The organism is Comamonas sp. E6 (genome assembly GCF_001010305.1).
GTDB classification, from domain to species: domain Bacteria; phylum Pseudomonadota; class Gammaproteobacteria; order Burkholderiales; family Burkholderiaceae_C; genus Comamonas; species Comamonas thiooxydans.
In genome coordinates this window covers 44,842-58,734 of sequence record NZ_BBXH01000017.1, presented here as the reverse complement: position 1 = coordinate 58,734, position 13,893 = coordinate 44,842, and the positions used below count along the sequence as shown (strand labels likewise).

14 protein-coding genes are annotated in these 13,893 nt (G+C 62.8%); 5 read left to right on the top strand and 9 right to left on the bottom strand.

Annotation, left to right across the window (positions count from 1 at the left end; translation table 11 throughout):
* Positions 1–12: 12 nt before the first annotated feature.
* A complete protein-coding gene (locus CSE6_RS15835) occupies positions 13–207 on the top strand; it encodes a hypothetical protein (RefSeq protein WP_003067100.1) in 195 nt (64 codons plus the stop codon).
* 146 nt (positions 208–353) lie between these two features.
* Here the strand turns inward: CSE6_RS15835 and CSE6_RS15830 are convergent, their stop codons facing one another.
* From CSE6_RS15830 to CSE6_RS15815, 4 genes are all read right to left on the bottom strand, one after another.
* Positions 354–719 (bottom strand): YkgJ family cysteine cluster protein, encoded by a 366-nt coding sequence (locus CSE6_RS15830; RefSeq protein WP_059440944.1) that lies wholly within the window; start codon positions 717–719, stop codon positions 354–356.
* Positions 720–841: 122 nt separating this feature from the next.
* Positions 842–1,105 carry a hypothetical protein gene (locus CSE6_RS15825; RefSeq protein ID WP_034353567.1) on the bottom strand — a complete coding sequence of 88 codons (264 nt, stop codon included), beginning with the start codon at positions 1,103–1,105 and terminating at the stop codon, positions 842–844.
* 214 nt (positions 1,106–1,319) lie between these two features.
* On the bottom strand, positions 1,320–2,240 hold the full coding sequence (argF, locus tag CSE6_RS15820) for an ornithine carbamoyltransferase (RefSeq protein WP_059440943.1): 921 nt from the start codon (positions 2,238–2,240) through the stop codon (positions 1,320–1,322).
* 18 nt (positions 2,241–2,258) lie between these two features.
* Positions 2,259–3,455: an aspartate aminotransferase family protein gene (locus CSE6_RS15815; RefSeq protein ID WP_034380459.1), complete on the bottom strand. Its 1,197-nt coding sequence runs from the start codon at positions 3,453–3,455 to the stop codon at positions 2,259–2,261.
* Positions 3,456–3,691: 236 nt separating this feature from the next.
* Between CSE6_RS15815 and CSE6_RS15810 the strand changes: the two genes are divergently transcribed.
* On the top strand, positions 3,692–4,018 hold the full coding sequence (locus CSE6_RS15810; RefSeq protein WP_003052588.1) for a DUF3579 domain-containing protein: 327 nt from the start codon (positions 3,692–3,694) through the stop codon (positions 4,016–4,018).
* Between the two features lie 78 nt (positions 4,019–4,096).
* Here CSE6_RS15810 and CSE6_RS15805 read toward each other — a convergent pair whose 3' ends face one another.
* The 3 genes from CSE6_RS15805 to rpsT all read right to left on the bottom strand — a co-directional run bounded on the left by CSE6_RS15805 (position 4,097) and on the right by rpsT (position 7,894).
* Positions 4,097–5,473, bottom strand: coding sequence for an MATE family efflux transporter (locus CSE6_RS15805; protein WP_059440942.1), 1,377 nt, complete (start codon positions 5,471–5,473; stop codon positions 4,097–4,099).
* Between the two features lie 110 nt (positions 5,474–5,583).
* Positions 5,584–7,278, bottom strand: a complete 1,695-nt coding sequence (gene mqo / locus CSE6_RS15800; RefSeq protein ID WP_059440941.1) for a malate dehydrogenase (quinone) — start codon at positions 7,276–7,278, stop codon at positions 5,584–5,586.
* 322 nt (positions 7,279–7,600) lie between these two features.
* On the bottom strand, positions 7,601–7,894 hold the full coding sequence (gene rpsT, locus CSE6_RS15795; RefSeq protein WP_003052598.1) for a 30S ribosomal protein S20: 294 nt from the start codon (positions 7,892–7,894) through the stop codon (positions 7,601–7,603).
* A 235-nt stretch (positions 7,895–8,129) separates the two neighbouring features.
* On the opposite strand from rpsT, the gene murJ reads away from it, so the two are divergent.
* Positions 8,130–9,695, top strand: a complete 1,566-nt coding sequence (gene murJ / locus CSE6_RS15785; RefSeq protein ID WP_059440940.1) for a murein biosynthesis integral membrane protein MurJ — start codon at positions 8,130–8,132, stop codon at positions 9,693–9,695.
* Positions 9,696–9,799: 104 nt separating this feature from the next.
* On the top strand, positions 9,800–10,648 hold the full coding sequence (locus CSE6_RS15780) for a SirB1 family protein (protein ID WP_003070846.1): 849 nt from the start codon (positions 9,800–9,802) through the stop codon (positions 10,646–10,648).
* A 24-nt stretch (positions 10,649–10,672) separates the two neighbouring features.
* Here the strand turns inward: CSE6_RS15780 and CSE6_RS15775 are convergent, their stop codons facing one another.
* Together CSE6_RS15775 and purM are read right to left on the bottom strand one after the other, a co-directional pair.
* Positions 10,673–11,731 (bottom strand): AI-2E family transporter, encoded by a 1,059-nt coding sequence (locus CSE6_RS15775; RefSeq protein WP_034353554.1) that lies wholly within the window; start codon positions 11,729–11,731, stop codon positions 10,673–10,675.
* A 37-nt stretch (positions 11,732–11,768) separates the two neighbouring features.
* A complete protein-coding gene (purM, locus tag CSE6_RS15770; RefSeq protein WP_034380447.1) occupies positions 11,769–12,821 on the bottom strand; it encodes a phosphoribosylformylglycinamidine cyclo-ligase in 1,053 nt (350 codons plus the stop codon).
* 357 nt (positions 12,822–13,178) lie between these two features.
* Here purM and hda point away from each other — a divergent pair, with 357 nt between their 5' ends.
* Positions 13,179–13,877, top strand: coding sequence for a DnaA regulatory inactivator Hda (gene hda / locus CSE6_RS15765; RefSeq protein ID WP_003070849.1), 699 nt, complete (start codon positions 13,179–13,181; stop codon positions 13,875–13,877).
* Positions 13,878–13,893 lie beyond the last annotated feature (16 nt).

Sequence of the window (13,893 nt, the reverse complement as noted above, 5' to 3'; positions counted from 1 at the left end):
AAAGGATTGTCTATGTGGCAGGAACTGATAGTGGGCGCCATCGTGCTGGTGGCCGCCGTGTCGCTGGCCTGGCGTTTCATGCCCGCCGGTCTGCGCAGCAAGCTGACGCGGGTTCATCCTTCGCTGGCGCCTGCGGGCAAGAGCGGCAGCTGCGGCGGTTGCAGCGCCTGTGGCGGCGACAGCTGCTCGGATACGCGCAAGGCCTGAAGCGGACACAGTCCTCCTTGTAAAAACATAGCTGCCTGCGCTTGCTATCTATACATTTCAGATACTTTTGTATCTGAAATGATTGATTGGCAAGCGCAGGCAGCTTTTTATTTGGTAGCGATAGTGCTTGCGGGCTTGCCGAAAGCTCAGGCGGCTTCCAGCCAGGGCTGGACTTCCTCATCGCTCAGTGCCGACAGGCCGAACTTCTCGCGCGTGTCGTGGCAGCCGTAGGAGGCAAACGGAAAGTCGCGGCAGGGGCGCGAGCGCTGCTCGTAGATGCCGCAGCCTATGCAGCCCGCGCCGACCTCGGGCAGCTCGCGCAGCGCCACGCAGCGCACCGGGTGGCGCTCCGTGCCGTTCATGCGCGCGCGATTGCCCTTGCCGGGCACTTCATGGGCCAGCTCATCGGGGACGGTGCCGCCCATGGATTGCAGCTCGTAAATGGAAAACTCAACGCGGTAGTTCTGGCAGCAGGCGCCACAGCTCAGGCAGGGGTGGACGGATTCGGACATCGTGTTTCTTCAAGGGTTCAGGCATCGGGGTCGCGCCGTCCTCCTTGGGCAAGGACGGCTTTTTGAGGTCTGGAGGAGAAGCCGGCACGCAGGGCTGCCTGCGGCTTCCGGTGCCTGGGCCACTAGGTATGGCCTTGAAGAAACTTCAGATAGAAGGTGTGGATGCGTACATAAAGTGCACGCACGCGCGCGGCAAAGGATTTGCGCGGGCCGAAGAAGGAGGGCACGCGCGTGTGGCGTGCCATATGGGGCTGGCGCAGCGCCAGCAGGCCGCCGCGCTGGCCGTAGCGGACATCCCCGTGGATGGGGCGCAGCGGAAACAGAAACACCGCCAGCTGGCGCAGGGCCCGCTGGCGGTGTGGGGATGTGATGTGGCTCAGGTGCATGGGTGTGGTGGTATGCAGATGAGCCCGGACGTGCCGAATCAGCCTGGCTGGCGGCCCAGCAGCAGGTACTCCATGAGCGCCTTTTGCACATGCATGCGATTTTGGCTTTGGCACGCGGCATGCTGCCGCTTCACACCCGCGAAGCGGGCATGAGCCTGCGCCCGAATCGCATGCTGGCTCTGGCGAGCCGTCGCGTGCACCGATGTCTTCGCCATCAGTCCACGCGACCCAGCAAAAGGTACTCCATGAGCGCCTTTTGCACATGCATGCGATTCTCAGCCTCGTCCCAGACCACGGATTGGGGTCCGTCTATGACTTCGGCTTCCACTTCCTCGCCGCGGTGGGCGGGCAGGCAGTGCATGAACAGGGCATCGGCCTTGGCCGAGGCCATCATCTCGGCGTCCACGCACCAGTCGGCAAAAGCCTTCTTGCGCGCTTCGTTCTCGGCCTCGTAGCCCATGCTGGTCCAGACATCGGTGGTGACCAGATCGGCACCCTTGCAGGCTTCGAGAGGGTTCTTGAACACCTTGTAGCAGCCGGGGTTGACGGGCTTGCCGTTGAAGGCCAGCTGTTCGTCCACCTCGTAGCCGCCGGGCGTGCTGACATGGACCGTGAAGCCCAGTAGATCGGCGGCCTGCAGCCAGGTGTTGGCCATGTTGTTGCCGTCGCCCACCCAGGCCACCACCTTGCCCTTGATCGAGCCGCGGTGCTCGATGAAGGTGAAGATGTCGGCCAGGATCTGGCAGGGGTGGAACTCGTTGGTCAGTCCGTTGATGACGGGCACGCGCGAGTACTGGGCAAAGCGCTCTATCTTGTCCTGACCGAAGGTGCGGATCATGACCAGGTCGGTCATGCGGCTGATGACGCGTGCGCTATCTTCAATCGGCTCGGAGCGGCCCAGCTGGCTGTCGCCCGTGGTCAGGTGGACCACGGAGCCGCCGAGCTGATACATACCGGCTTCGAAGCTGACGCGGGTGCGCGTGCTGGCCTTCTCGAAGATCATGGCCATGGTGCGGTCGATCAGCGTGTGGTGCTTTTCGTAGCCCTTGAACTTTTTCTTGATCAGGGCGGCACGTTCCAGCAGGTAGTCGTATTCATCTGCCGTGAAGTCGCTAAATTGCAGGTAATGCTTCATGCGGAATTCCTTGGAGGATCAGGCAGCCAGAATAGCTTGAACCAGGGGCTTGAGCCTGGCGACGATTTCGTCGGCTTCGGCCTTGCTCAGGATCAGCGGCGGCACCAGGCGAATCACGGTGTCGGCGGTCACGCTCAGCAGCAGGCCGGCTTCTGCGGCCTGGCCAATCAGCTCGCCACAGGGCTTGGTCAGCTCCACGCCAATCATCAGGCCCTGGCCGCGCACTTCGACGAAGCCTTCGAGGCTGCCCAGTTCAGCCTGCAGTTTAGCTTTCAGATATTCACCCACTTCAGTGGTATGAGCCAGCAGGCCGTCTTCCTCCATGATGCGGATGGTTTCCACCCCGGCGCGCATGGACAGAGGGTTGCCGCCAAAGGTGGAGCCATGGTTGCCTGCCTTGAGCACTTCGGCAGCTGCCTTGTGCGCCACTACGGCGCCCACGGGCACGCCAGAGCCCAGTCCCTTGGCCAGGGTCATCACATCGGGCGTAATGCCGGCCCACTGGTGGGCAAACCATTTGCCGGTGCGGCCCATGCCGGCCTGCACCTCGTCCATGATCAGCAGCCAGCCCTTGGCATCGCACAGCTCGCGCACCTTCTTCAGATAGTCGGCGCGCATGGGGTGCAGACCGCCTTCGCCCTGGATGGGCTCCATCATGATGGCGACGATGTTGGGATTGCCTTCGGTCGCGTCGATCAGGGCTTCGTAATCATTGGGTGCGATGCGGGTGAAGCCAGCGAGCAGATCGCCAAAGCCGTTGCGTACCTTGGGGTTGGCCGTGGCGCTCATGGTGGCGATGGAGCGGCCGTGGAAAGCATGGTCATAGACCACGATTTCGGGCTTGGCAATGCCCTTGTCCACGCCGTATTTGCGGGCGATCTTGATGGCGGCTTCGTTGGCTTCCAGGCCGGTGTTGCAGAAGAACACATTGGTCATGCCCGAGCGCTCGGTAAGCAGCTTGGCCAGGGTTTCCTGGCCGGGCACATGGTAGTAGTTGCTGGTGTGGATCAGCTTGGCCACCTGCTCTTGCAGGGCCGGCACCAGCTTGGGGTGGTTGTGCCCCAGGGTGTTGACGGCAATGCCGCCCAGTGCGTCCAGGTATTCCTTGCCGTTCACGTCCCAAACGCGGCAGCCCTGGCCGCGCTCCAGCGCGATGGGGACGCGGCCGTAAGTGGGCATAACGTGGGGCGAAGCTGCCTCGATGAAAGCGGTCATTGCAAGAATCTCCTGAGAAGGAAGGTCAACGGCGCACGGTGGCGCCTGAAAAATGAGAGCTTTGATTCTAGAGTGCCCGGATAACCCCAACATTGCGGATTGCGCATCGCTGCCATGCAATCAACCTACGCCATTGTGGGGTTGACAGCATGGCTCTTATACAAGAGTTAGAATGCATGTTTAGGCATGTTGGCGGGGATCCCGCCTGGTTGCCGGATCTTTTTGGCGAATATTTGATGGTTACCCCTTCCAGCAAAGAACTGTTCATCATGGGTATGACCCATGCCGGAAAAACCTTTCGACCCAGCGACTGGGCCGAGCGCTTGGCCGGGGTCATGAGTCAGTTTCGCCCTGGTGGTGCCTGCGCCGGAAGCCATCTGAGCTACTCTCCCTGGTGCGTGCCTACGGTGATGAACGGCACCAAATGCGTGGTCATCAACCGGGATCTGCGCGACTACGAGCCCATGGCCTGGGACTTCTGCCTGAACTTCGCCAAGGACAACGATCTGCAAGTGGCCGAGGCCTGCCTGTTGCCAGACAAGCTGCCAGCCGGCAAGAAGTGATTTTTAGGTGCCAAGAGGCGCCGCGCAAACGACAAAGGCTTCCACGGGAAGCTTTTTTTGTATCTGTGCGCAGCGGGTCTAGCTCTGCGCGGTCGTGCTGTCCAGCAGCCGTGACCGGCGCCATGGGCCCCAGCGGTAGTGGGCGATGGATAGCAGCATGGATGCCAGCGCGCTGAGCGGAAAACTCCACCACAGCGCATCCTGCCCCCACAGCGGCTGCAGCCCCCAGGCCAGGGGCAGGCGCAGGCCCCAGAGCGTCAGGGCCAGGATGGCCAGGGGCGCCAGCACCGCACCCGTGGAGCGCACCACACCGGCCAGCACGCTGCTCACGCCCAGCAGCATGAACGAGCCCAGCACGATGCGGTTGAGGTGGCGTGCAGGCTCCAGGGCCGTACTGTCCTCTGGCAGGAACAGGGCCAGCATGGAGCGGTCGCAGGCCAGAATCAGGGCCACGCAGGCGCCGGTCAGCAACAGGTGGCAGGCCACGCCGGCACGCGCCGTGCGCGCCACACGCGACCAGTGGCCGGCGCCCACGTTCTGGGCGGCGATGGTGGTGCAGGCCGAGGCCACGGCAATGGCCGGCATCTGAACATAGGCCCACAGCTGCAGGGCCGCGCCGTAGGCGGCCGAAACCTGGGCGCCATGGGCGTTGATCAGGGTCAGCATCAGCACCAGGGAGAGTGAGACCAGCAGCATCTGCAGGCCCATGGGCAGGCCCTTGATGACCAGGCAGCGCAGCAGCTCAGGCACAGGCCGCCAATGGCGGCGCTGGCGCCAGCCTATCCACAGCGGCAGGCGCTGCCAGCGCAGCCAGGCCAGCAGGCCCGCAAGGCCGAGGCTGTTGGCCACCAGGGTGGCCAGGGCCGAGCCCGCCATGCCAAGGCCTGGCAGGGGGCCGGCGCCGAAAATGAACAAGGGGTTGAGCAGGGCATCGCCCAGGGCCACGCCCAGCAGGGCCACGAAAGGCGTGCGACTGTCGCCTGTGCCGCGCAGCACGGCGGCCACGAAGATCAGCAGCAGCATGGGCGGCAGCGCGAGAAAGAGCACGCGCAGATAGTCCACGGCCAGTGCGGCGGTGGCAGGCTCGGCCCCCATTGCACCCAGCATGGGGACGGCCAGCGGCCAGCCCAGGGCGGCCATCAGCAGGGACATGCCCAGAAACAGGCTGGCACTGGTGCCTGTGATGCGGCGGGCCAGGGCCCAGCGGCCCGCACCCACGGCCTGAGCCACCAGCAGATTGGCGGCCTGGCTGATGCCGAAGACCAGAGCAATCAGCGCAAACAGCAGATTGTTGGCATGCACGGCTGCAGACAGCGCACTCTCGCCCAGATGGCGTCCGATCCAGAAGGCATTGACCGAGGTATTGAGCGACTGCAGCACATAGCCGCCCCACAGAGGCAGGGAAAACCGCAGCAGGGCGCGGCCTATCGGTGCGTGAGTCAGTGGCTGGTGCATGGGGTGAAGGAGGCTGCAGAGCCCCAAGCGGCGGGCTGTGCAAGAAAAAACCCCGCGCGGCACAGGCCGGCGGGGTGGGCACCGGCGGGCCGGTGCGGGGAGAGCCAGGCTTAGAGCGCCTGCATTTCCTTGTTCAGCTGGGTGGGGTTCTGAGGAGCTGCGGCAGGCGCGGGAGCCGCTTCGGCCTTCTTGCCCAGATCGGCAGGGACGTCCACATAGGGCAGCTTCAGGGCCGAGCTGGTCATGCGGCGGATCTCGTTGGTATAGGCGGCATCCTCGTTGATCTTGCGGCCGTAGGAGGGCACGATCTGCTGGATCTGGGCCTTCCACCCGGCGCTGGTCATCTGCTCGGGGAAGGACTTCTTGAGCAGGTTCAGCATGATGTGGGGAGCGGTCGAGGCGCCGGGCGAGGCACCCAGCAGGGCGGCGATGCTGCCGTCTTCCGAGCCAACGATTTCGGTGCCGAACTGCAGCACGGCGCCTTTTTCAGGGTCGCGCTTGATGATCTGCACACGCTGGCCGGCGGTGACCAGCTTCCAGTCCTCGCGCTTGGCTTCGGGGAAGTACTGGGCCAGTACGGCCTGACGGTCTGCGTCGGTCAGCTCGGCCTGCTGCATCAGGTACTGGACCAGGTCCAGGTTGTGGATGCCCACGCGCAGCATGCCCATCAGATTGTCATGGGTGACCGAGGAGAACAGGTCCCACCAGGAGCCGTTCTTGAGGAACTTGGTGGTGGCCAGTGCAAAGGGGCCAAACAGCACCACGGGCTTGCCGTCGAGCTGGCGGGCGTCCAGATGGGGTACGGACATGGGAGGCGAGCCGGTGGAGGCAATGCCGTAGGCCTTGACGTCGTGGCGCTTGGCCAGCTCGGGGTTCTCGATGGCCAGGAACTGGCCGCCCACGGGGAAGCCGGCGTAGTTCTTGGATTCGGGGATGCCCGAGGCCTGCAGCAGCTTGAGTGCGGCACCGCCGGCACCGACGAAGACGAACTTGGCCTTGACGGTCTTTTCCTGGCCGCCCTTGGCCAGATCGGCCACGGTCACGTTCCAGGTCTTGTCGGTGTTCTGGCGCAGGGCCGTGACTTCGCTTTGCAGGTGCAGCTGGAAGTTGGGGCTCTTCTGGAGCGAGGCCATCAGCTGCTCGGTCCAGACGCCATGGTTCACGTCGGTGCCCAGGGGCATATAGGTGGCGGCGATCTTCTGGGCCGGGTCACGGCCTTCGATCATCAGCGGGGCCCACTTCTTGATCTGTGCCTGGTCTTCGGAGTACTCCATGCCGTAGAACAGCGGGTTCTGGACCAGGGCCTGCTGGCGCTTCTTGAGGAAGGCGATGTTGTCGTCACCCCAGACGAAGCTCATATGGGGCGTGGCGTTCACGAAAGTCTCGGGCGACTGCAGGTGGCCGCGGCCGACCTGGTGGGCCCAGAACTGGCGCGTCACCTCGAACTGCTCGGCAATGCTCACGGCACGCTTGGTTTCCACGCTGCCGTCGGGCAGCTGGGGCGTGTAGTTGAGCTCGGCAAAGCCGGAGTGGCCGGTGCCGGCGTTGTTCCAGCCGTTGGAGCTTTCCAGGGCCACGCCGTCCAGGCGTTCGAAGACCTCGATCTTCCAGTCGGGCTGCAGTTCCTGCAGGTAGGTGGCCAGCGTCGTGCTCATCACGCCGGCGCCTACCATCACCACATCGACGGGCTGCTCGTTCTCGGCCTTGGGCACGGAGCGAGGGAATATTGGCCAAAACAAAAATAACAGCGCGGCCAGGACCAGGGCCGCAACGGCTCCCAGTCCTGCTTTGATCGACTTTTTCATGACTTTTTCTAGACTTGACTATCAAAAAAGCCTGCGGGCAGGCGGCAGGCTTTTTGCGAAGATACGGGGCAAGTCCTATAAAAGACATGAGACTCCCCGACCTGGGGATTGTCCTAGGGAAGTCAAAATCTGACGCTAATCAATTCGTATTAGGACGCTTTGTGCTAGGCGTGAGGCGCGTCTGTGGATGCCTTGATGAGGCAGTCTGTCGGGCACAGGCAACAAAAAAACCGCCTTGAGGCGGTTTTGATGTTTTTGCTGACAGCGCACCCGTTACAAACGGCAGACGACCGAAGTCATCCGTGCTTGAGGGAGGCTGGTATTAAGCAGCCAGAGCCAGGGTCTTGACCTTGGCGGACAGGCGGCTCTTGTCGCGAGCTGCCTTGTTCTTGTGGAAGATGCCCTTGTCAGCGATCGCGTCGATCACGGACTGAGCCTTGGCAAACAGTTCGGCTGCCTTGGTCTTGTCGCCGGCCACAACAGCCTTCTCGACATTCTTGACAGCAGTACGGTACTTGGAACGCAGCGAAGTGTTCGCAGCGTTCAGCTTGACGTTCTGGCGGGCGCGCTTGCGGCCAGAAGCCAGGCGGGGGTTCTTTTTGGCTTTAGTTGCCATGATTTATTTCCTTGTGTGTCTGAGGATGATGTCAGCAAAACCCTGGATTGTATCACCCCCTGTGCGGCTTTGCCGCTTCCCCCTTTAAGGGGGACGACATCCTCGCGGCGGGGCGGCCCTTGCTCGATGTCTCTGTGTTGGGCCGTGTCTGGTTTGAGATCGCTGGATTGCTACAGAGTGAAAAGCGCCGCAAATCAGCCTGCAGCGCTTGGCATGAACGCATACACTTCGCTGCGTGTCACTGTTCAAAGCCGCCTCCACCGTATCCCTGATGACGCTGGCCTCCCGTGTTTCGGGGCTGGTTCGCGATCTGCTCATGGCCTCCATGTTTGGAGCCAATGCCCTCACAGACGCGTTCAATGTCGCCTTCAGAATTCCCAACCTGTTCCGGCGCCTGTTCGCCGAAGGGGCTTTTAGCCAGGCCTTTGTGCCGGTGCTGGCCGCGAGCAAGACCCGGGATGGCGAGGAGGCCACGCGCCACCTGATCAGCCATGTCGCGACCATGCTGTTCTGGGCTCTGCTGGTGGTCTGCGTCTTGGGCGTGATCGGCGCACCGCTGCTGGTCTGGCTGCTGGCCAGCGGCATGCGCCAGTCACCCGACGGCTATCACGCAGCCGTGGTGATGACGCGCTGGATGTTCCCCTATATCGGCTTTATGTCGCTGGTGGCTCTGTCGGCAGGCATTCTCAATACCTGGAAGAAGTTCGCGGTGTCGGCAGCCACGCCCGTGCTGCTCAATATCAGCATGATTGTGGCGGCTCTGCTGGGAGCCCCCTGGTTCGAGAAGCAGGGCATAGAACCCATCTATGCCATGGCTGGCGGCGTGATGCTGGGCGGCGTGCTGCAACTGGCGGTGCAGATTCCTGCGTTGCGCTCCATGGGGCTGATGCCACGCATCGGCTTCTCGTACGCAGCCATTCGCGCAGCCTGGGACGAGGCGGGTGTGCGTCGCATCCTGGCACTGATGGGGCCGGCGCTGCTGGGGGTAGGGGTGGCCCAGGTCTCATTGATGATCAACACCCAAATAGCTTCCTATATGGCGCCCGGAAGCGTGACCTGGTTGTTCTATGCCGACCGTCTGATGGAGTTTCCCACGGCCTTGCTGGGCGTGGCTCTGGGAGTGGTGCTGACGCCGCAGCTGGCTTCAGCCAAGGCGGCAGGTGATGGCGAGCGCTATTCCAATATGCTGGACTGGGGTCTGCGCCTGGTCGTGCTGCTGGCCGTGCCCTGCGCCGTGGGCCTGCTGACCTTTGCCACGCCGCTGGTGGCCACGCTATTCCATCGCGGTGCCTTGCATGACAGCGATGTGGGGCAGATTGCCCTGGCGCTGATGGGCTACGGCGCCGGCCTGCTGGGCCTGGTGGCCATCAAGGTGCTGGCGCCCGGCTACTACGCCAGCCAGGACATCCGCACACCGGTGAAGATTGCGATCGTGGTGCTGGTGATTACGCAGTTGCTCAACCTGGTGCTGGTGCCCTGGCTCAAGCACACCGGGCTGGCCCTGTCCATCGGTCTGGCTGCACTGGTCAACGCGAGCTGGCTGCTCACGGGCTTGTTGCGTCGCGGTACCTACAAGCCCAGGCCGGGCTGGTTGAAGTTCATCATGCAGGTGATTGCGGCCAGTGCCTTGCTGGCGGTGCTGCTGCTCTGGGGCAGTCAGCACTTCGACTGGGTGGGCTTGCGCAGCAATGGCTTGCTGCGCGCAGGTCTGCTGGCTGCCATGATGGTTGGTGCCGCCGTGCTTTACTTTGGCGTGCTGATGCTGTCGGGCCTGAATCTGCGTCAATTGCTGCGTCGTTAAAGCTTGAGCTGCTCATGGAAAAGTGAGCGGTCAGTGCAGGTTTTACAGGCGTATCAAGGGGATTTCGCTTGCATGACCTGCCAAGGCGGCTTACAAATCAGCCTATGAGCTGGACGATAGACGAGTACCCCACGGCCCTGCAGTATTTTGCGTCTTTGGTGCAGAGTGATGAAAACTTTGCCTTGATGGAAGCCGCCATCAGCATTGCTCAGGATGCCGAACCTGATCTTGACCTGCAGGCCGTGCTGGCCGAGCTGGACAGGCTGCAAGTGCGTTTGGTGCAGCGTCTGGCCGGCGAGGAGGACGGTTTGCGCAAGCTCGGTGCGCTCAACAAGTTCTTCTATGGCGAGCTGGGCTTTGCCGGCAACCTCAACAACTATTACGACCCTGCCAACAGCTATATCCACCATGTGCTGCAGACAAGGCGCGGCATTCCCATCAGCGTGGCACTGGTCTGGCTGGAGCTGGCTGCCGGCATCGGTCTGACGGTGGAGGGCATAGGCTTTCCAGGGCATTTTCTGGTCAAGGTCATGCTGCCGCAGGGGCAGGTGGTGCAGGATCCGTTGACAGGCGACTCCTACTCCGCAAGTGCCTTGGCGGAGCGCCTGCAGCCGTTTCTCGATCAGGCCGGCATTTCACCCGATGATGCGCCGCCGCTGGGGCTGTATCTGCAGGCCGCTCATCCGCGAGATGTCGTGGCGCGCATGCTGCGCAATCTGCAGGAGATTCATCAGGTCCAGAAAGACTGGCCCATGCTGGTGGCCGTGCTCAATCGCCTGATCCTGCTGCAGCCTGGCCGCGAGGAGCTGTTCCGGGACCGCGGCATGGCGTATGCCCAATGGGGAGTGATTGAAAGAGCGCTATCGGATCTGGAGCGTTATGCGCCTGCCGCACAAGGGCAGGAGGCCGATTACATCGCCAAAACCATTGCCCGGCTGCGCCGCGCGGGTTGAGCGCCTTGGTGGCAAGCAGCTTGCTTACACCAGTTGTGCGGCTTCCAGCTCTTTCTTGAGATAGGCATAGAACAGCGGCGCTGCCACCAGGCCTGCTGGGCCGAAGACGGACTCGGCCACAAACATCACGGCCAGCAGCTCCCATACGCCCATATGCGTGCGTGTTCCCACCACCTTGGCGTTGATCACGTATTCAGCCTTGTGAATCAGGATCAGGAAGCCCAGGCAGGCAGCAGCAGCTATGGGCGATACGGACAGGCCGACCAGCGTCAGCACGGCATTGCACAGCAAGTTGCCGACGATGGGGATCAGCCCGGCGATAAAAGTCAGCGTGATCAGCGCGGGGGTGTAAGGCAGTTGCAGCTTCCAGATCGGCAATATGGCCAACAGGAAGATGGACGTCAGCAGCGTGTTGAAGGCCGCAATCCAGAACTGGGCGGCCACGATCTGCTTGAAGGCCAGGGCAAAGTGACCGATGCGCTGCTGCAGGGCCTGCACCAGCGGCGGGTGACGCGTGGCGATGGGGCGAACGGCTGCCAGCGCGCCGATGATCAGGCCCACATAGGCATAGAGCAAGCCAGTGAGCCAGGCCCTGCCTGCAGTGGCCAGCACACCGGCCTTGGCGGCCAGATAGCCGGCCAGCTTGCTTTGAATTTCCTGGGCACCGTCAGGCAGCTGATCGGCAATGTCCGAGGGCAGTTTCTCTCGCAGCTCCAGCACCGTGGCCGCCAGATAGTCCAGTAGTTCCTTGTACTGGGCGGGGGCTTCGGTGATATAGGTCCGGGTCTGGGAGAGGGCGCCGCTGAGCAGGGCCAGTGGCGCCAGAATCACGATGGTGGTGGCAACCACCTGGGCCCAGCGTGGCAGCTGGTTGCTGGCAAAGGCGCGAGGGTTGGCGCGTGACAGCAGGCGCGAAAGCGAGCGGGTAAGCATGAAGCCTACGCACACACACAGCAGGCCGGGGAGTATTCCCTGATGCATGACGAGCAGCAATGCTGCTCCCATCAATATGTAACTGGCCAGTATGACCTTGGGCGAAGGGCCCGGTTGCGTAGTGATGGGGGCGGGCAAATGCTGCGTCATTCAGGCTCGGGGTAGAGGGGCTGTGATGAAGACCTGCTCAGCGAACTTCAACGGGCTTGCCGGAGCCGATTTCCGTGATGGCGCCGATGCTGTAGACCTTCTCGCCCAGCTCGGCCAGTGTGGCTGCCGTGGCTTCTGCGTCTTCAGCGGCCACCACGACCACCATGCCGATACCGTTGTTGAACGTGCGGTTCATCTCGATATCGTCAATGCCGGCAGTCTTTTGCAGCCAGGCGAACAGCTCGGTCTGGGGCCAGCTGCCGGCCTTCAGATGGGCCGCGGTGCCTTCGGGCAGCACGCGGGGAATGTTCTCCAGCAGGCCGCCGCCGGTGATGTGGGCCAGGGCCTTGATGGGGTGCTTGTCCAGTGCGGCCAGCACATTCTTCACATACAGACGGGTGGGCTCCATGATGGCGGCCTTGAAGGGCTTGCCGTCCAGGGTCTCGGGCACGCTGCCCTGGGCTTCGGCGCGCTCGATGCACTTGCGTACCAGCGAGAAACCGTTGGAGTGCACGCCGTGGGAAGCCAGGCCCAGCACCACATCGCCGGGCTTGACGTTCTGACCGCTGAGGATCTTGGACTTTTCGACCGCGCCGACGGCAAAGCCGGCCAGATCGTATTCGCCATCGGGGTACATGCCGGGCATCTCGGCGGTTTCACCGCCGATCAGCGCGCAGCCGGACAGCTCGCAACCCTTGGCAATACCGCCCACCACGGCAGCTGCCGTGTCCACATGCAGCTTGCCGCAGGCGAAGTAGTCGAGGAAGAACAGAGGCTCGGCACCCTGCACCAGCACATCGTTCACGCTCATGGCCACCAGGTCGATGCCCACGGTGTCGTGCATATTCCACTCGAAGGCCAGCTTGAGCTTGGTGCCCACGCCGTCGGTGCCGGACACCAGAACGGGTTCCTTGTAGCGCTTGGGCACTTCGAACAGGGCGCCGAAGCCGCCGATGCCGGCCATCACGCCTTCGCGCATGGTTTTCTTGGCCAGGGGCTTGATGCGTTCGACCAGGGCGTCGCCTGCGTCGATGTCAACACCGGCGTCTTTGTAGGAAATGGGGGTAGAGGAGGATGCGGAAGAGCTCATCGATGGATCCGGTGCGGGGGCGCCCTGCTGGGCGGAAACCCCGGGATTCTACGGCGCTTGCCCGTGCAGCGGGGGCGCCCGGACATGCGTCAAAGGGTTTTGCTGGAGCATTCATGGCCTGACTACAACAACGGCAGTAGGCAAAATCAGCCCGAAGCCGCTCGGGGGCTGCGAGTGCAGACTAAAATTGGTGCTTTTGTTACCGAGTGATCACGCTAGGGCATATTGCAGGGCCTGATCTAAGTGCGCGTCCGGGCCTTTGTTTCTTCCACCATTGATGCTGATGAATCTCCTGCCAGATTTCGCCGCATGGGCTGTTGAGTGCCCAGGAAAGGGGGCGCTGCGCGTATGTCGCAGATGAAGCAGCTGGCTCTGGATATCAGCATGGCGCCCGGCCCGACGCTCGCGCGTTTCTTTGTCGGCCCCAATGCTGCGTTGATCGATCACCTGCGTCACTGGGTGGGCGATGGCCAGCTGCAGCAGTCGCGCACGCCGGTGCCCACCTATCTCTGGGGAGAGGCCGGGTCCGGCAAGAGTCATTTGCTCAAGGCGGTGCGTGAAGCCCTGCGCGAGCAAGGAGCCATGGTGGGCTGGATGGATGCATCCACGCCGTTCCCGCCCGAGTTCGACGAACGCTGGGCCGCCGTGCTCATGGACGATGTGGACATCTACACCCCGTTCCAGCAGGCGCGTGCCTTCAACTGGTTTGTGAATGCCACCAGCCCTGCCACCGGCCTGCCGCGCTGGGTGCTGGCTGCAGGCCAGCTGCCAGTCGCCGATCTCAAGATGCGCGAGGACTTGCGCACCCGCCTTGGCTGGGGTCATGTCTATCAGCTGCATCTGCTCGACGAGTCGGCACGGCGTGCCGTGCTGCGTCAGGAAGCCGATGCCCGTGGCGTGTTTCTGAGCGACGAAGTGATGGATTACATGCTCAGGCGCTTTTCGCGCGATCTGGGCTCGCTGATGCAGCTGCTGGACATGCTGGACGGTTTTGCCCTGCGCAACAAGCGCGCCATCACCATCCCGCTGCTCAAGACCATGCTGGAAACCGAGTGAGGCCTCTGCTCACGCT

What these genes read in the sequence shown, in the direction of transcription:
- CSE6_RS15780 (WP_003070846.1), top strand. Translation starts at nt 9,800, where the DNA reads ATGAGCTGGACGATAGACGAGTACCCCACGGCCCTGCAGTATTTTGCG.
- mqo (WP_059440941.1), bottom strand. Translation starts at nt 7,278, where the DNA reads ATGAAAAAGTCGATCAAAGCAGGACTGGGAGCCGTTGCGGCCCTGGTC.
- CSE6_RS15825 (WP_034353567.1), bottom strand. Translation starts at nt 1,105, where the DNA reads ATGCACCTGAGCCACATCACATCCCCACACCGCCAGCGGGCCCTGCGC.
- hda (WP_003070849.1), top strand. Translation starts at nt 13,179, where the DNA reads ATGAAGCAGCTGGCTCTGGATATCAGCATGGCGCCCGGCCCGACGCTC.
- CSE6_RS15830 (WP_059440944.1), bottom strand. Translation starts at nt 719, where the DNA reads ATGTCCGAATCCGTCCACCCCTGCCTGAGCTGTGGCGCCTGCTGCCAG.
- purM (WP_034380447.1), bottom strand. Translation starts at nt 12,821, where the DNA reads ATGAGCTCTTCCGCATCCTCCTCTACCCCCATTTCCTACAAAGACGCC.
- CSE6_RS15835 (WP_003067100.1), top strand. Translation starts at nt 13, where the DNA reads ATGTGGCAGGAACTGATAGTGGGCGCCATCGTGCTGGTGGCCGCCGTG.
- CSE6_RS15805 (WP_059440942.1), bottom strand. Translation starts at nt 5,473, where the DNA reads ATGCACCAGCCACTGACTCACGCACCGATAGGCCGCGCCCTGCTGCGG.
- CSE6_RS15775 (WP_034353554.1), bottom strand. Translation starts at nt 11,731, where the DNA reads ATGACGCAGCATTTGCCCGCCCCCATCACTACGCAACCGGGCCCTTCG.
- argF (WP_059440943.1), bottom strand. Translation starts at nt 2,240, where the DNA reads ATGAAGCATTACCTGCAATTTAGCGACTTCACGGCAGATGAATACGAC.
- rpsT (WP_003052598.1), bottom strand. Translation starts at nt 7,894, where the DNA reads ATGGCAACTAAAGCCAAAAAGAACCCCCGCCTGGCTTCTGGCCGCAAG.
- CSE6_RS15815 (WP_034380459.1), bottom strand. Translation starts at nt 3,455, where the DNA reads ATGACCGCTTTCATCGAGGCAGCTTCGCCCCACGTTATGCCCACTTAC.
- CSE6_RS15810 (WP_003052588.1), top strand. Translation starts at nt 3,692, where the DNA reads ATGGTTACCCCTTCCAGCAAAGAACTGTTCATCATGGGTATGACCCAT.